The 23,203-nt window shown below is 52.5% G+C and carries 16 protein-coding genes; 8 read left to right on the forward strand and 8 right to left on the reverse strand.

Annotation, left to right across the window (positions count from 1 at the left end):
* Nucleotides 1–146 precede the first annotated feature (146 nt).
* Complete coding sequence (locus ACO064_RS05000) at nt 147–557, forward strand: HI0074 family nucleotidyltransferase substrate-binding subunit (protein WP_421826297.1); 411 nt, start codon at nt 147–149, stop codon at nt 555–557.
* 6 nt (nt 558–563) lie between these two features.
* On the opposite strand, the gene ACO064_RS05005 is transcribed toward ACO064_RS05000, so the two are convergent.
* Nucleotides 564–1,328 carry a creatininase family protein gene (locus ACO064_RS05005; protein WP_421826298.1) on the reverse strand — a complete coding sequence of 255 codons (765 nt, stop codon included), beginning with the start codon at nt 1,326–1,328 and terminating at the stop codon, nt 564–566.
* Between the two features lie 242 nt (nt 1,329–1,570).
* Here ACO064_RS05005 and ACO064_RS05010 point away from each other — a divergent pair, with 242 nt between their 5' ends.
* Nucleotides 1,571–2,911, forward strand: coding sequence for a cytochrome ubiquinol oxidase subunit I (locus ACO064_RS05010; RefSeq protein WP_421826299.1), 1,341 nt, complete (start codon nt 1,571–1,573; stop codon nt 2,909–2,911).
* Nucleotides 2,912–2,996: 85 nt separating this feature from the next.
* On the forward strand, nt 2,997–4,031 hold the full coding sequence (gene cydB / locus ACO064_RS05015) for a cytochrome d ubiquinol oxidase subunit II (RefSeq protein ID WP_421826300.1): 1,035 nt from the start codon (nt 2,997–2,999) through the stop codon (nt 4,029–4,031).
* 150 nt (nt 4,032–4,181) lie between these two features.
* On the opposite strand, the gene ACO064_RS05020 is transcribed toward cydB, so the two are convergent.
* From ACO064_RS05020 to nfi, 4 genes are all read right to left on the reverse strand, one after another.
* Nucleotides 4,182–5,618 carry a S41 family peptidase gene (locus ACO064_RS05020; protein WP_421826301.1) on the reverse strand — a complete coding sequence of 479 codons (1,437 nt, stop codon included), beginning with the start codon at nt 5,616–5,618 and terminating at the stop codon, nt 4,182–4,184.
* A 116-nt stretch (nt 5,619–5,734) separates the two neighbouring features.
* Nucleotides 5,735–6,538 carry a LytR/AlgR family response regulator transcription factor gene (locus tag ACO064_RS05025; protein WP_421826302.1) on the reverse strand — a complete coding sequence of 268 codons (804 nt, stop codon included), beginning with the start codon at nt 6,536–6,538 and terminating at the stop codon, nt 5,735–5,737.
* On the reverse strand, nt 6,519–7,565 hold the full coding sequence (locus tag ACO064_RS05030; RefSeq protein WP_421826303.1) for a sensor histidine kinase: 1,047 nt from the start codon (nt 7,563–7,565) through the stop codon (nt 6,519–6,521). Before ACO064_RS05030 ends, ACO064_RS05025 begins: the two co-directional genes overlap by 20 nt.
* A 148-nt stretch (nt 7,566–7,713) precedes the next feature.
* Entirely contained in the window at nt 7,714–8,418 is a 705-nt protein-coding gene (nfi, locus tag ACO064_RS05035; protein ID WP_421826304.1) for a deoxyribonuclease V, read from the reverse strand.
* Between the two features lie 134 nt (nt 8,419–8,552).
* On the opposite strand from nfi, the gene ACO064_RS05040 reads away from it, so the two are divergent.
* Entirely contained in the window at nt 8,553–9,266 is a 714-nt protein-coding gene (locus tag ACO064_RS05040) for a hypothetical protein (protein ID WP_421826305.1), read from the forward strand.
* 106 nt (nt 9,267–9,372) lie between these two features.
* On the opposite strand, the gene ACO064_RS05045 is transcribed toward ACO064_RS05040, so the two are convergent.
* The 3 genes from ACO064_RS05045 to ACO064_RS05055 all read right to left on the reverse strand — a co-directional run bounded on the left by ACO064_RS05045 (nt 9,373) and on the right by ACO064_RS05055 (nt 14,241).
* Nucleotides 9,373–12,306, reverse strand: a complete 2,934-nt coding sequence (locus ACO064_RS05045; protein WP_421826306.1) for a carboxypeptidase-like regulatory domain-containing protein — start codon at nt 12,304–12,306, stop codon at nt 9,373–9,375.
* Nucleotides 12,307–12,579: 273 nt separating this feature from the next.
* A complete protein-coding gene (locus ACO064_RS05050) occupies nt 12,580–13,716 on the reverse strand; it encodes a helix-turn-helix domain-containing protein (protein WP_421826307.1) in 1,137 nt (378 codons plus the stop codon).
* Between the two features lie 117 nt (nt 13,717–13,833).
* A complete protein-coding gene (locus ACO064_RS05055) occupies nt 13,834–14,241 on the reverse strand; it encodes a hypothetical protein (protein WP_421826308.1) in 408 nt (135 codons plus the stop codon).
* 341 nt (nt 14,242–14,582) lie between these two features.
* Between ACO064_RS05055 and ACO064_RS05060 the strand changes: the two genes are divergently transcribed.
* The 4 genes from ACO064_RS05060 (at nt 14,583) to ACO064_RS05075 (ending at nt 23,159) form a co-directional block, all read left to right on the forward strand.
* Nucleotides 14,583–17,081: a DUF2339 domain-containing protein gene (locus ACO064_RS05060; protein WP_421826309.1), complete on the forward strand. Its 2,499-nt coding sequence runs from the start codon at nt 14,583–14,585 to the stop codon at nt 17,079–17,081.
* Nucleotides 17,065–18,294: a hypothetical protein gene (locus ACO064_RS05065; RefSeq protein ID WP_421826310.1), complete on the forward strand. Its 1,230-nt coding sequence runs from the start codon at nt 17,065–17,067 to the stop codon at nt 18,292–18,294. The genes ACO064_RS05060 and ACO064_RS05065 overlap by 17 nt, the downstream gene beginning before the upstream one ends.
* Nucleotides 18,295–18,615: 321 nt before the next feature.
* Nucleotides 18,616–21,732 carry a SusC/RagA family TonB-linked outer membrane protein gene (locus ACO064_RS05070; RefSeq protein ID WP_421826311.1) on the forward strand — a complete coding sequence of 1,039 codons (3,117 nt, stop codon included), beginning with the start codon at nt 18,616–18,618 and terminating at the stop codon, nt 21,730–21,732.
* A gap of 14 nt (nt 21,733–21,746) precedes the next feature.
* A complete protein-coding gene (locus ACO064_RS05075; protein WP_421826312.1) occupies nt 21,747–23,159 on the forward strand; it encodes a RagB/SusD family nutrient uptake outer membrane protein in 1,413 nt (470 codons plus the stop codon).
* Nucleotides 23,160–23,203: the final 44 nt, after the last annotated feature.

Here is a 23,203-nt window from a genome sequence, read left to right on the forward strand (position 1 = left end):
ACCAAACCCGAACAGTTCAGTCTGGCAAAGGGCTGGAGAGCAAAAATAGTGTATTCCGGTTGTATATTCAGCAATTCCTTCGGCAGATCTTAAATCCCCTGTTTCTATGAAAAATGCCGTAAATTTGACCAATCAATTTCGAAAATATGAATCAGGAAGTTCGCTGGGAACAGCGTTTCGGGAATTTTAGGAAAGCGCTGTCTCAGCTCAATAAATTTATTAAAAAAGGTGAATTGAATGAACTGGAAGAGCAGGGCCTGATCAAGGCGTTTGAATATACCTATGAATTGGCCTGGAAAACTCTTCAGGATTTTTTAAGAGAAAAAGGGTATGCCCAAATTGCTGGCCCAAAACCGGTGATTGAGCAGGCTTTTCAAGATGGTTACATCGACGGTTTTGCCTGGGTAAGAATGCACAAAAGCCGCAATCTAACTAATTCAGCTTATGAGGAAGAAGTTTCCAGTGAACTAATAAATGATATCCGCTCTGAACACATTCAATCATTAAGCAATTTTGCTTTTCGTTTAGAAAAGAAGCGTTTAATTCAACAATCCTAGCATTCGTCACTCGTATAACGCCTTCACGTCTAGGTTCGCCAGTTCGACCAGAAAACCGCCCAGTTTCTGCGTAACATCTTCAAAATACCGTCTGCCTTTTTCCGCCGTGGCCCGTTTCGGATTGCCAATCCCGGTGTCTTCCGTCACCTGCGACCACTTGCGTTCGGCCCACGCCCAGCCTTCGCGCAGCGCCTGAACCTTCCATTTTTTGGCCGCACCGTCACCCGCTTCGTCCAGCGGTAAGACCAGATCCGGACGAAGGTGCAGCAACAGGCTCGTCTCCATTTCGTCGGCATGGTCGCCTTTGGGTTCGTCGAAATACTTCGATTTATCAAGCGTATTGAACCACGAACAGGTGCTCAGAAACATGTTGGGATACTGAACGCCCAGTTCACGCAGCATGGTTTTGAAGTCATTGCCGCCGTGGCTATTCAGAATCAGAAGCTTGTGAATCCCCTGCCGGTTCAGCACTTCGATGATGTCGTTTAGAATCGCTTTCTGGGTGCTCGGATACAGGTTGATATCGAGCAGAATATCGGTCTGACCGGTGTTGACGCCAAACGGAATGGTGGGCAACACCATTACCTTCGCGCCCTGCTCCCACGCCAGCCGTGCCGACTCAGCCGCAATCGTGTCGGCTTCAATCACGTCCGTCGCATAGGGCAAGTGGTAATTGTGGGCTTCCGTAGCCCCCCACGGCAGTATGACCAGGTCGATCGGTTGGTCGTGAATGTGTTTCCAGTTGGCTTCAGCAAGAATGTAAGGACGCATATTTTAAGGGGTTATTTCACAGACGAGTTATTTCGCAGAGTTTATCAGAGAACATCAGAGTTAAGCGGAGGAAATCAGAGTTAAGCAGAGGGAAAAAATAAAAAAACTCCGCTTAACTCTGATGTTCTCTGATAAACTCTGCGAAATAACTCTTTTTATTACACACTCGAAAATCTTGTTCAAAACCATTATTTCGTGTCCCGTTCCGTAGTAACTTGCCCCCATTCCCATCTCCACCGGCTATGGACCATGTTGAAATTCTTTCCCGCATCCAGTTCGCCTTCACGATTGCTTTCCATTACATTTATCCGCCCCTGAGCATCGGTCTTGGCGTGTGCCTCGTTTTCATGGAAGGCCTGTATTTGAAGACCAAAGACAAGGTGTATGAAGAACTGACCCGGTTTTGGGTCCGGATTTTCGCACTCATTTTCGGCATCGGTGTTGCCACCGGCATTGTGATGGAGTTCGAATTCGGCACCAACTGGGCGGTCTACTCCCGGTATGTCGGCGACATTTTTGGCAGTGCCCTGGCCGCTGAGGGCATTTTTGCATTCGCCCTCGAATCGGCTTTTCTGGGGATTTTAATATTTGGCTGGAATCGCGTCAGCCCGCGCGTTCACTTTCTGTCGACGGTTTTGGTAGCGCTGGGCTCCATGTTTTCGGCTCTCTGGATTGTGGTCGCCAACTCCTGGCAGCAAACACCGACGGGCTACCGCATCGAAGGCGAAGGCCTGAAAGCCCGCGCCGTGGTGACCGATTTCTGGGAGATGGTCTTCAATCCGTCGTCCGTCGAACGGTATTCGCACGTCCTGATCGGTGCTTTTCTGGCCGGGTCATTTCTGGTGTTGAGCGTCAGTGCGTGGTATATTCTGAAACGCAAATATTTGGTTCACTCCCAAAAAGCCTTCACGATTGCGTTGTGGGTGGCCGCCGTGTCGTCGCTGGGGCAATTGTTTACGGGTCACAAATCGGCAGAAGTGATCACGAAATACCAGCCGGCCAAACTGGCCGCGGTCGAAGGGCATTTTGAAACCGCCCCCGCCGATATGTACCTGCTGGGTTGGGTCGATGCCAAAAAACAAACCGTGACCGGGCTGAAAATCCCGGGCGGTTTGTCGTTTCTGGTTCACCAGGATTTCAAAAAGCCCATTCCCGGTCTGAACAGTTTCAAACCCGAAAACCGCCCGGGTGCCATCAACTTTGTATTCCAGACCTACCACCTGATGGTCGCCATTGGCATGACGCTGATCGGGTTGTGCTGGCTGGCGATCTTTCTGCTCTACCGAAAAAAACTATTCCAGAACCGCTGGCTGATGGGCATTTTCGTCGGCTCGGTTATGCTGCCCCAGATTGCCAACCAGGTGGGCTGGTACACCGCCGAAGTCGGCCGACAACCGTGGGTGGTTTATGGGCTGCTCCGAACCTCCGACGCGCTTTCGCAAGCCGTCAAAGCCGAGCACGTCCTGATTTCGCTCATCCTGTTCACGCTGGTTTACGTCATCCTGTTCGTGCTGTTCATTTACCTCCTGAACAAGAAAATCCAGCACGGAATATCAATTGTGAATGAGCGAATGAGTGATTGAGTGAATAGATGGGCCAGATTCTCAGCACATTATTCACTCAATCACTCATTCGCTCATTCACAATTAAACTGATCACTCATTGCATATGGACACAATCCTCGGTCTCGACCTTCCCACCTGGTGGTTTTTGCTGATCGGTGCGCTCATCAGCGGGTACGGTATTCTCGACGGTTTCGATCTGGGTGCAGGGGCGTTGCACCTGTTTTTTCGGAAAGAACAAAGCCGCCGGGTTGCTTTGAACGCCATCGGCCCGGTCTGGGATGGCAACGAAGTCTGGCTCGTGATTGGCGCAGGGGCTTTGTTTGCGGCTTTTCCGCTGGTGTATGGAACGCTCCTGTCGGTTTTTTACCTGCCGTTTATCCTGCTGCTGGTCGCCATTATTTTCCGCGCCATTTCGATTGAATTTCGGAGCAAGGAAGAAATGACATGGTGGCGCGCGCTGTGGGATGTGTGCTATTGTCTGTCGAGCAGCACCATCGCCTTGCTGTTCGGCCTGATTCTCGGCAACCTGATTCAGGGCATTCCGCTCGACAAAGACCACCAGTTTGTCGGACGCCTGCGGGACTTCTTCAACCCCTACGCCCTACTGATTTCGGTGACGGTTTTGTCGCTGTTCATGCTGCACGGGGCCATGTACCTCGCCATGAAAACCGAAGACCGACTCTACGCCAAAATGACGATACTGATCAATCAAACCAGTAAATTTTTCATACTCTGCTTCATCACGGCATCCATGGCCACGCTGATTTACGTACCGCACATGGCCGCCATTTTTCACAAATACCCCATTTTGTTCGCCTTGCCGGTCAGTGCGGTGCTGATCGTGCTGAACATGCGCCGGATGATCGAAAAACGGCGGTATTTGCGGGGGTTCATTTCGTCGGCCGTCACCACGGCCCTGCTTTTGGTGCTGTTTGCGTCGGGATTGTATCCCAATCTGGTGCTTTCCAATTATGACATGCGGGGCAACATCAGCATTTACGAAGCGGCTTCGACGGACAGTTCTTTGCGGACGATGCTGCTCTTTGCCGTCATCGGTATGCCCCTCGTGCTGACCTATACGGTTTTCGTTTTCTGGACGTTTCGGGGAAAAGTGAAACTGGAGGATACGAGTTATTGATTTTGAGTTGTTACACAGAGTTGATCAGAGGTAATCAGAGTTAATCAGAGAAAAAAATACTCTGTGTGACTCTGATTACCTCTGATCAACTCTGTGTAACAACTCAAAACAGCAGCATGATTTTCATAAGTCGGTCATATTTGTTTTGAATTAATGGGTACTGATGATCCTGGTAGCGGGTGCGGACGTGTTCTGAAGGAGTTCGAGAGCCTGCTTCATCGCCCGGTCGTTGTCCGTTAACACATCATCGACGGTCGGTACGACGGTGTGATCCGGGATGATTCCCTGTCCGGGTTTGAGGTTGTTCGGAAGATTTGCCATGCGGAAGCCAAACATGCCGATGCCGAGATCAATTTTGGAATTTGGAAGTTGGGTGACAGTAAAAATCCCGCTGTTGTCGCCCGCGTAGCCGCCCCCGGTTTCCTGTCCGACAAAAACCGCTCGTTGGTCGGCGTGCATCCGGGCCGCCAACTCCGAGGTTACCGAAAAGCTCAAGCCATTGACCAGCACCAGCAGCTTGCCTTGAAAAGCATCGCGCTTCGGCTTCTGGATTTTCAAACCGGGCTGTTTGGTAAAGAAATACCCATCGCCCCGCTTCCGGACGACAAGCCATTTGAATTTCCGGTAAATCGCTGGCGTCCAAGCCGAAAACGAGTAACTTTTCTTTTGCCGAACGCGGATGTGATCGTAATAGCGGAACGGTTTTTTGGCCAGGTATTGGTACAGTGTAACGCCGTATTTCTCGTCTCCGCCTTCGTTGTTTCGCAAATCGAGCACCAGATTCTGCACTTGCTTTTCTTTCAGTTCCCGGAACGATTCTTTTAGAAACGCCCGGTAGTCCTGCTCTTTTTTGTCGTCCCAAAAACGCTCGATCGTCATCACGGCCGTCGTCCCCTTATCGATCAATGCCAGCCGAAAAGGCCGTTGTTTGGCGGGTTTGTGTTTTTCGTTATAAGCTTTAATCCGGGCAAGCGTTACGGACGAAAATGATATCGTTTTTACCTCATTTTCAGCCCTATACTGAACCTCATGCACATCCGGTGCGGCAATAAAAGTCGCATAATAACCAGCAAAAAACTGATTCAGGTCTTCGTACTTCCCGTTAACGGTATGGCCATCCGCAAAGGTCATATTGGGCAACAGTTCCTGAATAATGTCCGCGACGTCTTTCCCATTGATTCGGGTCAGTTCAGCCCCGTTCGGAATGGTTTCGGCCCCATAATTTCCAACGACCCAGGCTCTGTTTTCCACCACATACAGTTTTAATGGAAACAGCTTACCGGTATGAAACGGATAATGTTCATCCTGCCCTGCCGGAATCCATTTGACGTGGCCATCTTTCAGCGCCACCAGCAGCGGAAGCATCGTTTTGTAAAACGCCTGCTGCGTCATCGGACGATTTAACAGGGCTTCCGTAGCCGTAAAAAGGGAGTCGAAAGTAGCTTTCGGTGTGTATTGGTACGGGGCCGGATGGGCTTCATTCAGGGCCGTTTGGAAGCGGATGAAGTCGGTTCGTAGTTGTTCCGGCGTCAGCGTTTGGGCCATCGCCACTGAACACTGAACAAGGAAGACTAAAATGAGTAGCAAGCTGGTTTTCATCGTATTTGTTGTTCGCTTTAACGACACAAAACTGCCTGTAATAAACCGCTAACCCAACGCTGTATCCACCGAATTGTTGAGTTTTGCCTCCGAAACGTCGGATTTCACTCCCCTAACCAAACCCGGAACTCCCCGGCTTTTTCCCGGCTGACGATCACTTCTTCTTCAAAAACCGGGCGCAGGGTCACTTTGAGTTTCCCGTTAAAATAGAGATTCACTTTGTCGATGGCCCGAAGTTCGGCAATGACCTGGCGGTTCAGCCGAAAAAACCGGTTGGGGTCGAGCAGGGTCGAGAGTTCATCCATCGTATAATCGATCATCCATTCGTGTTCGTCGCGGGTTTTGAGAAACGACAACTTGTTGCGGGTGAAAATGTAGGCCACATCCGACAGGGGAACCGAAAAAAGCCGTTGGCCCTGCTTGACCAAAAACCGGTCGCGATACGCGGGTTCGGCTGATGCAGTCCGCTCTTCCGTAGACGGAGAGTCCGCCAACTTCCGCAGCAGCGTCGCCAGCGACGTTTTCAGACCGTCAGGCTGTTCAAGAAAAGCCTCTTTCATCCTTCGCAGTTTCATCAGGGCAGACCGCAGATCGTCTTCTTTGACCGGCTTCAGCAGGTAATCGATGCTGTTGACTTTGAAGGCTTTAATGGCGTATTCGTCGTAGGCCGTCACAAAAATAACCGGACTCGTCACCGACACCCGGTGAAAGATTTCGAAACTCTGGCCGTCGGCCAGTTCAATATCCATCAGAATCAGATCTGGTTTGGGGTGGGTTTGCAGCCATTCCACCGACTCGTCCACGCTGACCGTGATGCCGGCAACGGTCGCGTCGGGTTCAACTTCCAGCACCAGCCGACGGAGTTTGCGGGCGGTGGCTTCTTCGTCCTCAACGATGAGAATAGTCATAGGCAGTCACTTCAATCAATGGAATCATCACCTGAAAACAGTCGCCGGTTTGACGAACCACCACCTCCGGTTGTTTCAGCAGCCGGTATTTGGTGGTGATGTTCGACAGTCCGGTACGGTTTGAGGGAATTACATTCTGTTTCTTCTGTAAACTATTGACTACAAACAGGTTCTGGGCTTCATCGGTATAAATCCGGATCAGCAGCGGTTTGGTGGGCAACGCAACATTGTGCTTCACGGCGTTCTCCACCAGCAGTTGCAGCGTCAGCGGTGGCACCAGAAAATCATCGTACCGCTTATCGACGGTTATTTCAAGCTCCACACTTCGTCCAAAGCGCATTTGAAGCAAATTGAAATACGCCCGGATAAAGGTTAATTCATGGTCTAAGCTCGTCAGCAGTTGCTCGTTGGTCTGCAGCACATAGCGATACACCGACGCCAGTTCTTCAATAAACCGCTCGGCTTGTTTGGTATCTTCGGTCACCAGCGACGACAGCGTACTGAGGCTGTTGAATAGAAAATGCGGATTGATCTGCGCCTTGAGCGAATCGAGCTGGCTTTGCAGGTTTTCTTTTTTGAGTTGCTCGGCTTCGTAATAGGTCGTCCACCACTGGCGGTAGAGGTGTTGCCCCTCATAAATAGCGGCAATGGGCAAGGTGAATAAAAACGAGACGAGGGTCGTCACCAAGTAGGTTCCACCCGGCAAGGGATAGCCCCAGAATTGGGTTACGTCGTAAATATACGTCACCGTTACCCGCTGAATAATCGTAGCGCCTACAAACCAGCTCAGTTCCAGCAGAATCCGGTTCGTGGTCTGGTTAAGTCGGGGAAATTTTCGGCGGGCCAGCAGAATTCCCTGCCGGTTTACTTCGAGCAAAACCGTCCACTCGATCAGACTAATGAACAGGGCCTGGAACCAGGTGATGTCTTCGGGACCATTGTCCGGCTGATAAAAAACAAACGTAGCGACCACCGCCACCACCAGGATGCCGAGCAGACGAAGCCATCTGTCGTTCAGTTTCTCCATTGTTCCGTGAATATGCTACGAAATTCGCTGAACCGAAAGATGGGGTCGCTGAAGTGTCGAAAATGGAGTCTGGATGATTGGATTTGCAAACCGGGTTGTTATCCAACGGCCCGGCAGCGGACTCCTGAAACCATTCACGCAGACATGATCAATCCGGATTTCGCTCCCCGCGTCGCAGGGCGTTGACGAGGTTGTGCGTCAGGCGGGTGGGTTCGGGGATCCGATAGCCATAGCCCCGCCGGGCGCCGTCACACTGCAACGTCAACGCGATGGCGGTTTCCAGATCGATCAAATGACCGGGCGACACGTAGACCGGATTGACCTTGTTTTTGGTTCGCAAAGCCGCCCCGATGGTTTCGCCGTAGTGTTTCATCGGTGACCACGCCCCCCGCTCCGGCGCTGGTTCGTCGTATCGACCAACTAACACCGACTTGGCACAGCCGAACGTGGGGCGGTTGAGAAACAAACCGCCGTGCGAGGCAATGCCAATCCGGCGCGGGTGGGCGATGCCCTGCCCGTCGAACATCACGACGTCGGGCTCAGTTTTCAGTTTCGACCAGGCTTCGAGCAGCGACGGTATTTCCCGAAACGACAGCAATCCGGGAATGTAGGGAAACGTCGCCGAACTGATCACGCCCACTTCTTCAACCACTTCCAGCGTATCGAGTCGCATGACGACGATGCCCGCATACACCGTCTCCTCGAATTTGTTAAAGGAAATATCACAACCGGCAATGGTCTCTACCGGTTTGGTCAGCGGTTGAATCCGGATTTCGTGCCGCAGTTGTTGTTGCAGGGCGACGGCTTCGGCGGGGGTCACGGTCCAGTCGTGAAGAAGTTGGTAAGTAGCCATAAATTGGGTTTTGTTGTGTATCCCTAACGCCCATCGCCCTTCTGAAGTTTAAAGACCCGCATCCATGACTGTATTTCTGCTTGAATATCTGCTTTTTTCCGTTAGTTTTGACGCCAAACCTTCTCGATGAAATCATGAAAAAAGCAATCCTCACCTTCCTCCTGCTGCCTTCCCTCTCCTTTTGGGCCACAGCCCAAACCACACCCACCGCCGATGAAATTATTGCGAATTATCTGACGGCCGTGGGTGGCAAGGATTTCCTATCCAAAATCGACAACCTCGTCGTTGAATTGTCGACGGAAATGCAGGGCAACCCAATGGTAATCACGTTCAAACAAAAAGCGCCTAACAAGTTTTCCCGGGTGATGATTGCCGGCGGTATGGAAGTGTTCAAGATGACCAGCGACGGCACCAAAGTGGCGATGGGCGGGATGCGCGGAAATGGCCAGGTACTGGAAGGCAAAGACGCCCAGCCAATCATCATCCAGAGCGCGCTCTGCCCGGAACTACATTTTGCGGAATTAGGCGTGAAAAGCACCGTTGAAGGAACCCAGAAAGTGGGCGGAAAAGAGGCCTATAAAGTCCGGCATTCGGCGGCCGACGGAACGGTTTTGTGGACGGATTACTATGACGTAGCATCCGGTCTGAAAACCCAGGCGGAATCGATCCAAAAGTCACCGCGCGGAGAGATGCAGCAAACCACCCAATACCTTGACTACAAAGACTTTAAAGGGCTGAAATACCCCACCATGCTGGTGCAGGGAAACGGGCAGTTTCAAATGCAGATGACGGTTGATAAAGTTAAAATCAACGACGGCGTCAAGGATTCGGAGTTTGTGGTCAAATGATAGCCTTTCAATCCGATCACCCTGTCAGCGGTCGCAGACCCTGACAGCGGTGAAGGGATTCGATGCTCACTTCCCGTCAGCGGTCGTTGGCATCCTTTCACCGCTGTCAGGGTCTGCGACCGCTGACGGGGTGATCGGACGCCAATTCCACGACTTTTACGTAAAACCGGGTATCGTCGACGTCAAAGTCATCAGCGGTCAGTTTGGGGAGCATCATCGTTTGCCAGACGGTCGTGGGCGTGATGAAATCGTAGTGGTTTTCTCTTTTAGTCACCCGAATGGGCATCCGGAAGTTGGGAACATCGGCTTTCCAGCGATACCGCACGACTAAAGCCTGCTCCTTTTCCGTCAATTGAATCTCCAGCGTGGGAATGGTCGTATACTTCAGGTACTGATCAAAAAACCAGCTGTAATCCGCCCCCGTTTTTTCGTTGATATACCCGACCACATCCTGGGTCGTCACGGTTTGTAACCGAAACCGTTGCTGGATTCCTTTCAAAATCGCAGCCCAAAGTTGGTCGTTGTTGAGCATGTGCCGAAACGTATACAACACCAGGCTGCCTTTGGAATACATATCACCAATGTCGTAATGAATGTGATTCACATCCCGAACGCCGATGATCGGCTCTTTGCCAATGACCTGCGGTGGCAGTGTTGCGATGTAGCCCAACTCGCCGTCTTCCGGAACCGCCGAGTCCAGGTAAAAGCCTTCCGAATAGGTGGCAAAGGCTTCGTTAATCCACATATCGGCCAGATCGCGGCAACTCACGTTGTTGCCCCACCATTCGTGCGACACTTCGTGCCAGGCCAATTGCATGATTCGCAGGGAATCCGCCAGTGTCAGCGAATCGGCGCGTTCAGCGGGTAATTTCCCAAACGAAACCGCGCTCTGGTGTTCCATCGGATAGAGCGATTCCATCAATGTAAACCCGTCGCGCGGAAACGGATACGGGCCGTAGTGTTTTTCCAACGTCGCCAGCATCGGTTTAACGCCATCGAAAACCCAGCGGAATTTCGCCTGGTTGTAGGGCATGCAATAGTAATCCAGCGTCAGCGAATCCGGCCCGTAGGTTTCGCGTCGGTGAGCATATTTCCCGATGTTGAGCGTCACATTGTAGTTATTGATCGGATAACTCACGTACCAGTCATATTGCGTCTGGTTGCCGGGCAAGGCGGTTATTTGCAGCAAACGACCGTTTGAGATATTCATCAGATCGCCCGGCACGGTCACGCTGATGCGCATACTGTCGGGTTCGTCGGAGAGGTGATCTTTGTTGGGCCACCACAAACTGGCACCCGAACCCTGACAAACCACCTGCACCCACGGATTACCTGCCTGGTCTTTGTCCCACAAAAAACCGCCCATCATCGGCACCGAAAAATCCGGAACCTGGGGTGTACCCGAATACGCAATTTCCAGTTCATGTTCACTGCCCGGCCTTAGTGTTTCAGTAAACTGCACATAAACCGCATCGTATTCCCGGGTGTAGGTTAACGGTTTTCCGGCGTACGAAATCTGGTGAATCTGCATGTTGGCGTATAGATCGACCTGCAGTTTGTCCAACGGATTCAGCACCTTAAACCGCATCCGGTTTTTGCCGCTAATCGCCTTATTTTCAATATCTACCTTGACAGCCAGATCGTAGAACGTCACGTCGTAATTGCTGCGCAAAGGCGTGAGTTTGCCGCGCAGGGTATCGGCCCGGTTAAAACCGTTCTGCCGGTTTCCCACCTGGTTTTTCAACGCGTTCGACGGTTTGGTAACCGGAACAACCGGGATGTTCTCCAAAACCGAATCGACCGAAGCCGCCTTTTGAATGTTGTAGTTTTCCCAGAAATTCGGGTCATTTTGTTCACCGATCAGCGTGTTCATCGAGTTGCGGTTATCAGCGATGTCACCTTCGGCAAAAGGAGCAATGCCTTTTGCCACCACATCCGTGACCGTAAAACTGGTGGCGACTTTCCAGATTTTATCGACGATTTTCCGGGATGAGCTGTTAATCCGGGCTTCGTAGCGTCGTTCGACATTGTTCAGGTGCCATTTACCGCCATTCGACGTATACGTTATAACTTCTTTAAAATCAGACATTTCAAGACTCTGTTTATACACAACAGACGCTATTTTTTTCATCAGCCAGTCGTTGCTGTTTTCCTTGTCCAGCCCAGCCTGGCTGATTTGCAGTTCGCACCGAATAAACGCCAGGGTCTCCGCATCAATGTAAAATTTACCCGTTCCGTATGATTTCCGCTTCCGCTTTCCCGGCCCAAAGTCGATAACGTACGTCGGTCGGTCACCCGTCAGCATACTGAGTTTGAAATCATAATTTTTGAAATTCCGCTCGTTCATCAGGCTGTTTTTGTGGTAAGGCTGCTTGATAAAATCGGCCATCAGCGAGTTTCGGGCGCCGTTGCTCAGGTTGACAATGGGCGGCAGGTTATATCGGGTTAATTTGTAATTCTTTTTGCGGCCTTTTAGCAACTTCATCTGATCTTTCTGCTCTGACTGGTTATAAGCCGCTTTGTAAACCGACAATACGGCTTCGTTGAACGTCATTGGGTCGTTGTCAAACCGGGCGTCTTCCCGGTAGAAAGCGGTCAGTTGCACCGAGGTCGTGTCGTAATTGCGCGGGATGGCGGCAATCGCTTCCCGCAACATATCGACGGCGGTTTTCTGCCGGGCTTGCACCCGTACTTCATCCAGCGTAATGGCAGCCGCCTTTAACCGGATGACCAGATTCTGATTTTTTGCCAGTACAATCGGTTGCGTAAAGGATTGATAGCCTACACTGGAAACTTTCAGGCTGTCACTGACAAACGCATTCGGCACCTTCAGCAAAAAAGCCCCGACGACGTTGGAAACCGTACCGATGCTCCGCCCCTTCACCGAAATCCCCGCAAACGGAATGGGTTCGCCGTTCTCCTGATTGATGACTTTCCCGGAAAGCGTCAAATAACCGGGCTGGGCATTGGCAATTGGTGTCAAAAGGGTAAAAAAGAATCCGAAAATAGACAATAGGAGGAAATTTGCTGAATACTTCATTTGGCTTGTTGTTTGCATCAAAACAAGCCAAAGGCAAGATCGCAGTCTGCTCAAATCCGGATTTGAGAGGTAATATTCCTTGAACAGGCAGTATACACCACCCTGAAAGGGTGTTTTGTCGATCGGGCCCTCGCCGGGTGTGGTCATTTGATGTCCACGGAAAAACCGTGGGCTAATGATTTCACCCTTTCAGGGTGTTTTGTAGGGCGGGCTGTCGCCGGGTGTGGTCATTCGGCGGGATCATGATCCTATCTCTTCGAGGTGTTTTTGTCTTTACACCATCTGCCGGTTCAAATATTCTTTCGGCGAATGCCCGGTCATCTGTTTGAACGTCCGCTGGAATGTGGCCTGGGAATTGAAACCGCATTCGAAGGCAATACCGGTCAGCGTCAGGTTGGCACTGGCCGCATCGTTCAGCCGCCGTTTGACCTCCTCCACCCGGTATGCATTGACGAACGTGTTGAAGCTCTTGCCGAGGTGTTGGTTCAAAACCGCCGAAACCGTTTTGGCCGGAAGCCCTAAATGCCGCCCGACTTTCTCGACGGTCAGTTCCGGGTCGAGGTAAAGCTGGGCGGTTTCCATCGCTTTGACCAATCCATTCGTCGTTTCCTGAATCAACTCGTCGGGCAGGGTCACGGGGCTGGGTTTCCGAACGGGTTCGGGCAAAACCGCATGACGGGCGTGAAAATAGCCTCCCAATCCGAGCCAGTAAATCATCACGGCAATCGGAATATAGAGCGGATACCAGCCAAACGCATCCAGCAGGGCGTTGCTGGTTTGGGGAAGGATATACGGAATCAGGTGAAGAAACCAGATCGTTTGAAAAGTCGCAAAAACCAGGAGAAACTGCCGCAGCCAGCGCACGCTCGCCAACTGTTGTGTCGTCAGGTCGACATTTATTTTCTGAAACCGGGCCAGCCAGCGGTAAGACACCAGCCCGTAAAGACTCACGGAAATCCAGCGCGGAATATCAGCGTATTTATCGTAGTCATCCATCAAAGCGCCCACTTTCCGATTGTCGCTGTGTTCAAAAAAGCCAAACAACAAGCCGAAGAGGAAAATCCAGGCCATCAATTTGCTCCCAAAGTCGATAACAACCGGCCAAAAATGCCGCCGTTCGCGTTTGCCCAGCCGAAAGTCGGGTTCCAACAATGAACGGGTGTAAAAATACAGCAGCGGCCCCAACGGCATAATAATGATCAGCGGAACAAAATCGACAAACAGATTGATCCACGGATTCACGATCGGAATCCCAACCGCCAGACTGGCCGACGCCAGCAACCCAACCAAAACCGCCAGCAGGCGGTTTGAAAGCCGGATGCCTCTGGGATTAAGCCACAACAAAGCCGCCAGGATGAACCCCTGCGCCGTACCCAACAAAAGAATTAAATCCAGTGGCGGTATAGTCATATGGCAAATTACCGAAAAGATTGGCACCGCTCAAGGTTCCCGAACTGACTTTTCTCACAAAAAAGAAAACCCGCCTTCTGCAATGAGAAGGCGGGTTTGAGATCATACTCAGGGCGGTTAACGACGGCCATATACCGGACCACGATTGGATCGGTTGGATTGTTGAAAGGCAATCCATTTTTGAAGCTGCGATTTGTTCAGTACATCCAGCATTTCATTCTGCTTTTGGGCCTGAATCCGTTGGTACATCTTTGGATTGCGACGTTGCAGGCTGATGTTTTCGCGGGTATCGTAGCGGTCTTCGATGCGTTTCAGTTCCTTTTCCTGTTTCCGCGACAGGTTGACGATGGCGTCCAGCCGGTCGATCTTGATGTCTTCCTTTACATCGTCGTAACGCGATCCGGGGTTGGTGTTGCTATAGGGGGCCTGATTACGGTTTGCGTTGGGGTTGTATGTGCGTTGAGCCATTGAAACGCCGGTACTTAACAGGGCTGCAGTTGCGAGGGCAATGATGGTCTTTTTCATGTTCGTAATTGTTTATTTGTTCGTTACTGAAGGTTAGAAGCACAATCGGGGGCTGCGTTTAACCCGCCTTTTGCCCATTCGACCGGGAGCCGGTTTTTCCCGATCAGCCGGGCGGTTTCACCGATAAGCATCCTGTGAGCTGTAGGCGGGGGGCGGGCGTTGTTTCCGAAACCCGACCACTTACCAGTTACCGCTGGCGGTTGCCATCAACATCCCCCAACTTTAGGTTGCAAAGGTTTGTCAAGGGCGATCACTTCGTGTATATTGGAATCGCTTTTTACCCTTCGCTCAACCGCCTAAAAAACTGATTACGACGACATAAGCTCCACCGAAACCATCCTATGGAAGCGTTCTTACTGGTTATTGTCATTATCCTGATCCTGGTTGCCTACAGCCGGTTTGCAGACGTCAAGCAACTGATTCTACGGCAAAGTGATGAGATCAATCAATTGCGGGCCGATTTCAACGCCTTCCGGAATGTCGTCGGGTCAACTGACCAGTCGGTGAAGCCCACGATACTGGACGAACGGGGGGCGATTATCGAAGTCGTAGAACCGCTGGCGTCACCCGTAGCGATTCGGCCCGAGCCCATACCGACGCCCGAACCGGAACCAGCGCCCGCGGTCGAACAACCGGCCTTTCGGATCGAAAGCACCCTTCTTCCGCCGATTCCCAAAGACATTGCCGAGCCGTCCATTCCGGTTTTGCCCCCGCCCCCACCGGTTCCGGCCGAACCACAACTGTCGTTCTTTCAACGCTTTCTGCGCGACAACCCCGATCTGGAAAAATTCATTGGCGAAAACCTCATCAACAAAATCGGGATCGGCATTCTGGTGTTGGGCATTGGCTATTTTGTCAAATATGCCATCGATCAGGAGTGGATCAACGAGATTGGCCGCGTATTCATCGGTGTGCTGGCGGGTGGAGCGCTCATCGGCATCGCCCATCGGCTCCGGAAATCGTTCGGCGCTTTCAGTTCCGTGCTGGTCGGCGGGGGGCTGGCGGTTCTGTATTTCACCATTGCCATTGCTTTTCACGATTACCACATTTTCAACCAGACGACGGCTTTTGTGCTGATGGTCGTCATCACCGGTTTTTCCATCCTGCTGGCGATTTCCTACGATCGCGTCGAACTGGCCGTCGTGTCGCTGATCGGCGGTTTTGCCACGCCGTTTATGGTCAGTTCCGGCGAGGGCAACTACGTGGTTTTGTTGACCTACATTCTGATTCTGGACGTGGGTATGCTCGTGCTGGCCTATTTCAAGAAATGGAATCTGGTGCACATCGTCGCCTACGGGTTCACGGTTCTGCTCTACGGGGCCTGGCTGTCCGACAGCATTCTCGAAAACAAACCGCATTATTTCGGCGGACTGGTTTTTGCCGCCTTGTTCTATGCGGTTTTCATGGCGATGAATCTGATTAACAATCTGAAGGAAAAAGCCCGGTTTTCGGCCGTGGAAATCAGTTTGTTGCTGAGCAGCACGGCTTTCTTCTTCGCAGCCGGGATGGTGATTCTGCTGCATAGCGGCCATCAAAACTACCAGGGTTTGTTTACGGTGGCACTGGCCGTCGTCAACTTCGGGCTGGCGGTTTTCCTCTATCGCCGGGAGGCCGTGGACCGCACGCTGATTTACCTGCTGATCGGTCTGGTCATTACGTTCGTGAGTCTGGCAATTCCGGTGCAACTCGAAGGCAATTTCATCACCATGTTCTGGGCGCTGGAAGCCGTCTTGCTGTTGTGGCTGGCCCAAAAATCCGGTCTAACGCTGGTTTCGACGGCTTCCGTGCTGGTGTTGGGCCTGATGCTCGTGAGTCTGGGCATGGATTGGGAGGATCTGTACGGTGGCGTTTCGACCTCGCCCCTGCCCATTCTTCTGAACAAAGCCTTCATTACCAGCCTGGTTTCCATCGTTGGCCTGCTCGGTGTCAACCGCTTATTGAACACGCAGACCGACCCTTTCCGGTTCTGGATTGGTCAACTGGAGGTGGAAAGTTACCGCCGGTTTCTGAGGTTCATCACGGTCGTGGTGCTCTACCTGAGTGGGTTGTTCGAACTGGACTATCAGTCGGCGCTGCGGATCGGGTTTGGCCCCAATCAGACCATTTTGCTCGGTTGCTACAACCTGTTTTTCGGGGCCGGTTTGCTGTTCAATGCCCAGCGTTCCGGCAAACGCGGTTCGCTCTGGATCGCCGTCGGTCTCGGACTCTTGGGCCTCATCGCCTACCTGTCGACCTACAGCCCGGCGACGATGACGCTGCTGAACGATTATTTTTTAGGCGACGAACCGAACCTGATTGGCTTCCCGGTCCATTATGTCAGTCTGCTTTTTACCCTCGCGATTCTCTGGCTCATCGACCGGAACAAAGCCCGGCTGACGCCCCTGCCGCCGGTTCTGCTGCGGATCTGGCCCTGGTTTCTGGGCTATGTTATCGTGTATGTTGCCACGTCGGAATTGTTTGCGCACGTCATTTATTTCAGTTTTGCGGGATCAAAAACCGGTGGTTTGGCCAGCCAGCCAGCACTGGTGCGTTTCGATGACCTGCTGATCCAGACCAACAAAGTGGGCCTGCCGATTCTCTGGGGCGTCTGTGCCTTTGTGTTTATGTGGATCGGATTGAATCGCAAAAACCGCCAGCTCCGGATTCTGTCGCTCAGCCTGTTTGCGCTGACCATCCTGAAGTTGTTTATTTACGACATCGAGGGCATTTCGGAAGGCGGAAAAATTGCGGCCTTTATCTCGCTGGGCGTACTGCTGCTGATCATATCGTTCATGTACCAGAAAATCAGAAAGTTAATCCTCATCGACGACGCCCATGCGACGCATGAACCGACTGCTTAGTCTGACGACGGTTTTCATATTGACCTGTGGAATAGGCCGGACGCAATCCTTCGACTTTCGGGCGGGGATTCCTCCGGTGACGCAACCCGGTTATTACCGGATTCTGTTGCCCCCCGTCGTGGTCGGGCGACTGAATACCGCCAAAACCGACATCCGGCTGTATGATGACAAAAACCGGGAAATACCGTATCTGCTGACGCAACAGCAACCCGGCGAGCAGGTTCAATTCCGGGAATATGAGCTGGTTCGCAAAACCACCACTTCGGTATCGACCCAATTGGTTTTGCGCAATGGCACTAAAACGCCGATCAATTCCCTGAGCCTGATCCTGAAAAATACGAACCTCCGCAAAAAAGCCCGGCTGAGTGGCAGCAACGACGGCAAAACGTGGTATGGTATTGAAGACAACTACTGGCTCGAACCGGTTTCCAACAGCCGGGCGACGTCCGAAGCGAAAATCCTCGGTTTTCCGCTGAGCGATTATGAATATTACCAACTGGAAATCAACGACTCCCTCAGCGCCCCGTTGAATATTCTCGAAGTCGGGTATTATACAACAACCGCCGAAGCGGGTAGTTACTCCGATATTCCCGGTATTTCGTTTTCGCAACATGACAGCACCGATCACAAGAGTTACGTCCACATCACCTTCCCGACGCCATCGCGCCCGGACAAACTGATTATTTCCGTACAATCCCCGGACCACTACCGCCGAAGCGCGGAGTTGGGGCAGTTCCGGATTCAAAAGAAGAAGAGGAATCGCCGACACCGTTTTTTCGAAACCTTGAGGAGTTTCGAACTCAACTCGATGGACAGCCTGCACACCGTTCTGCTGCCAAACCAGCCCACGAGCGACCTGTTCCTGATCATCGAAAATCAAAATAATGTTCCGCTGACGCTGGGTAGCATCAAGGCCCGGCAGGTAACCACGGAAATGCTGGCGGAACTGAAACCGGGCAAATCCTACCATCTGGCGTTCGGCAATCCTGCCGTGGGTGCGCCGAACTACGATCTGGTGTATTTCAAGACAAAAATACCGCCTAATCCGCCGGTGATTCAGGCCCACCAACCCGAGTCGGTTCGCGCTTCCAGCAGTTCTTCTCCTTCATTTTTCACCGCCAACCCCTGGCTCATCTGGCTGGCAATTGGGCTGGTTGTGGTGCTGCTCAGCTACTTTTCCTACCAAATGGTAACGGATATGAAAAACCGCTAGCCGGTTTTCAGACCGATTCAGGAGCCACATCTCTCCCTGGCCCCGGACTGCATCCGGGGTTATCCACCCCTTACCCTGCTGGCTGCTTTACACAAATCTTGACTAAAACATTTTCTTTAAATTCAATATAAATGAATTTAAAGAAAATGTTGATTCTATTTCTATTGCAAGCGATATGACAAACCTCCTTCTTTATTTACCAAATTAGGCTCTTTTAGCTATTTTATAGTAAAATATCAGAAATAATTTTGAAAAAACCGATAAATTATATAGCCTTGCAACGAAATTATTCCTAATCATAATTCAATATTATTGAATATTATGAGATCCTTAAAACTCTACTTCAAAAAAATAGGTTTGTTGCTTTTAGTAAGCACCTGGCCTGTCCTGGGATGGGCGCAAGTGACCATTTCGGGTAAAGTCACCGAAGAAAATGGACAGCCGTTACCCGGCGTAACGATCATCGAAAAAGGCAGCACCTCCGGCACAACCACCCAAACGGATGGCACCTACAGCCTGAAAGCAACCTCCACCCAATCCGTACTGGTTTTTTCATTCGTAGGCTATACGCCCGAAGAAAGGGCCGTCGGTAACCGATCCACCATCAACATGGTCCTGTTGCCCGACACCAAGCAACTGGGCGAAGTCGTCGTGGTTGGCTACGGAACCCAGCAAAAGAAAGACCTGACCGGCTCCGTAGCTTCGATTTCGGCCAAAGAACTCCAGCGCATCCCGGTTTCCGGGCTCGATCAGGCGTTGCAGGGGCAAGTGCCGGGTTTGCAGATTTCCACCACCTCGGGCGCGCCGGGCGGGAACACGAACATTCTGGTACGGGGGATTGGCTCGGTCTCCGGTGGAGTCGAACCGCTGTTTGTGGTCGATGGGTTTCCGATCAACAACTCTGGAGTCGGCAATCCGCTCAACACCATCAACCCGGCCGATATCGAATCCATTGAAATCCTGAAAGACGCATCGGCCACCGCCATTTACGGTTCGCGGGGCTCCAACGGCGTCATCATCGTCACCACCAAACGCGGAAAAACCGGTCAGGCCCAGATCACCGTCGATGCCTACGTCGGCATCCAGGAACCGGCCCGGCTGCTCAAAATGATGAATACCCGGCAGTTTGCCGAATTTGTCATCGAAGGCCACAACAACGGCTGGCTCGACAACGGCGGCCCCAATGCCAAAATCACCGACCCGAACAGCGTCCGCTCCGCGTCGTACCGGATTCCCGAAGCCTGGCAGGATCTGAACAACCTCCCCAAGGTCGACACCGACTGGCAGGACGTCATTTTCCGCACCGCTCCGATCCAGAACTACCAGGTTTCGGCCACCGGCGGCACCGAAAAGTTGCGGTATGCGATCTCGGGCGGGTATTTCAACCAAAAAGGAATTCTGATCAGCTCCGGTTTCGAGCGGTATTCGGCCCGGCTGAACCTCGACGGACAACTGACCAAACGGCTCAAGGTGAGCATGAATCTGGCTCCGACGTATACGAGTACCGACAACGTTCCCTCCACCGGTCACTACGGAGATTACAACATCGTCGCCGAAGCACTCTCCATGCCCCCAATGATTCCGGTCTACAACCCAGATGGTTCGTATGGCAACACCTTCGACCTGACGAATGTGGGCATGGGCGCGATTGCGAATCCGCTCAAAACCGCCAATGAATACAAAAGCACCAATGCCCAGTTCCGGATGCTCGGCAATGTTTTTGGCGAATATGAACTGGCCACCGGTTTGAAATTGAAGGTTAGCGTGGGGACCGATTTTAATTATTATACGACCAATACCTTCAAACCTTCGACGCTGTCGGGGAGTGCTTCGCTGTCGCCCGCGACGTCCAGCATCGTCAACACCTCGGACGTCAACTGGCTGAATGAGAATACGATCAACTACCGGCGCAGCTTTGGCAATCATTCCTTCGACGCCCTGGCGGGGTTTACCATCCAAAAATCGACGACCACAGCAACCACCACGGCGGCCACCAATTTTGCCGACGACCTGCTTGAAAACATCAACGGCGGGCAGATTACGGGCGGGAGTTACACCGTCGGGCAATGGTCGCTGCTCTCCTACCTGGGCCGCGTCAATTATTCATACAACGACCGGTATTTGCTGACGGCCACCATCCGGACCGACGGCTCCTCCCGCTTCGGATCGGCCAACCGCTGGGGGACGTTTCCGTCGTTCTCGGCGGGCTGGCGGTTGTCGGAAGAACCGTTCCTCAAGAACCTCAACCTGTTCGACGACTTTAAAATCCGGGCGGGCTACGGGTTTTCGGGCAACAACGCCATCGGAAATTACCGCTATCTGGGCCTGCTTTCTGCCACGAACTACGTATTGGGCAACACCCAGGTCCCGGGGCTTTCGCAGGGCAGTTTCACCAACAACCAACTCGGCTGGGAAACCAGCAAACAAATCGACATTGGCGTGGATCTGGCCTTTTTCAACAGCCGGCTCCAATTCACGGGCGACTATTACAACCGCCGGAATACCGATATGCTGCTCAACAAAGCCATTCCGGCCGTTACGGGCTACACCACCGCCTGGGTTAACATTGGTGAACTGGAAAACAAGGGCGTTGAGCTGGCGCTGTCCGGCAAACCCGTCGCCACCCGGGATTTTCAGTGGACGAGCAGTTTCAACGTGACCTTCAACCGGAATAAAGTGCTGCGGCTCGGTTCGGAGGGCGAACAGCTCTTTTCCGACGGTGGACGCGGAGATGTCAGCATCACGCAGGTAGGCCAGCCCATCGGGAGTTTCTTCGGCCATGTTGCCGAAGGTGTTTTTCTGACGCAGGAACAGCTTTCGACCCATGCCAAACAGAACGGAGCCAAGCTGGGAGATTTAATGTACAAGGATGTGGATGGCAACGGCACCATCACCGACGCCGACCGGACCATCATCGGCAACCCGCAACCCCGGGCGTTCTACGGTTTCAACAACACGTTCACCTACAAAAACTGGTCGCTGAGCGTGCTGCTCAATGGCGTTCAGGGCCGCGACGTGTTCTGGGCCGGGGCGGTTTTTGTGCGCGGGTATCACGGGGTGCAGAACAACCTCAGTGAAGTCATTGACAACTACTGGAAATCACCCACCGAACCGGGCGACGGCAAATCACCCCGCATCATCCGGGGTGCCCTCAACAACAACCTGCGCTACAGTTCCTTCTTCAATTTCGACGGTTCGTACCTGCGGGTTCGTAACGTGACCCTGAACTACAACCTGCCGCAAGGGCTGGCGAAACGGCTGGGAATGCAAACGGGCCGCGTTTACCTGACGAGCAACAACCTCTTCACGTTTACGAAATACCCCGGCTACGACCCCGAAATCAGTAACTCCGGCGACAACATGCTGGCCGCCGGGATCGACTACCTCGGCTATCCGCCCGCCCGCACCTTCACCCTTGGTTTAAGCCTCACCTTCTGACCAAACCCGACCTCATGAAAGCCAAAAGCCTTTTTCTTTCGCTGTTCAGCCTGCTCATTCTGGCCGGTTGTCAGGATGATTTTCTGGCCCTTTCGCCCGAAACCGACCGCAACACGGTTAATTTTTACAAAACCGCTGCCGATTTCAACAATGCCGTGGTGGGAACGTATGCGTCGCTCAAACTGGGTGGCACCTACAACACGTCCTTATACTGGATGGGCGAAGTGTCGACCGATAACGCCAATTACGGTGTAACGACCCGGCAGGCTGTCAACGTCGATAACTTCCAGTTCATCGATCATTCCTACACCTCGCTCAACGACATCATCTACGCGGCCTGGCGCGATCATTATCGGGGCATCAGCCGCGCCAACGCCATTCTGAGCCGGATCGAAACCGCCGGCATTCCCGATAACCTGAAAGCGCAGTACCGGGGAGAAGCCCAGTTTCTGCGGGCGTTGCTGTATTTTAACCTCGTCCGCCTGTATGGCGATGTGCCGCTGGTGACAACCGAAATCACCGACGCCGACGGGGCCAGCAGCCTCACCCGAACCCCAGCCACTGAGGTTTACAACTTAATCATCAGTGATTTGCAAAGTGCCGAACAGGTTTTGCCCGTCACCTATGGTTCAACGGATGTCGGGCGGGCACCGCAGGGCGCGGCCAAAGCCCTGCTTGGCAAGGTGTATCTGACCCGAAAAGAATGGGACAAAGCCGCCACCAAACTCAAGGAGGTGATTTCGTCGGGGCGGTTTCAGTTGCTGCCCAAATACGCCGATGTCTTCAGTTTTGCCACCCCAACCAATGCCGAAATCCTGTTCAATGTTCAGTATAAATCTGGCAATACGGGCCAGGGCAGCAATTTTGGGCCGGTTCAGGCCAGTGAAGGCGCACGGATTACGGGTGGAAGCATGCGGTATGTGACGGCAGACATGGAAAACGCTTACGAGACCGGCGACCTCCGCAAGTCCTTTTCGATGAAATCCTCCTATCTTGATGCCACCGGGCAACTGGTGACGCAGCGGTATGTCAGTAAATACGTGCAATTCGGTGCCCTCGCCGGTGATTCGGACATCGACTTTCCCGTCATCCGCTATGCCGATGTGCTGCTGATGTACGCCGAAGCACTCAACGAAATGGGCTTCAACCCCGAAGCCGTGACGAATCTGAATCTGGTGCGCCAGCGGGCGGGACTGGCAGCCACGACGGCCACCAACCAGAGCAGTTTCCGGTTGGCCATCGAACAGGAACGGCGGGTCGAATTCGCGTTTGAAAACCACCGCTGGTTTGATCTGGTCCGGACGGGGCGGTATACGACGGTGATGAACGGCAAAGGGCTGACTGTGCAGGATTTTCACACCCTCTACCTGATTCCGCAACGGGAAATGGACCTGAACAAAAATCTGATTCAAAACTCAGGGTATTAACGGTTCCATTTGGCTTTTAGGAGAAGAACGAGTTCGCCCGAATT

It is taken from the genome of Larkinella sp. (assembly GCF_965227735.1).
In the GTDB taxonomy this organism is placed as follows: domain Bacteria; phylum Bacteroidota; class Bacteroidia; order Cytophagales; family Spirosomataceae; genus Larkinella.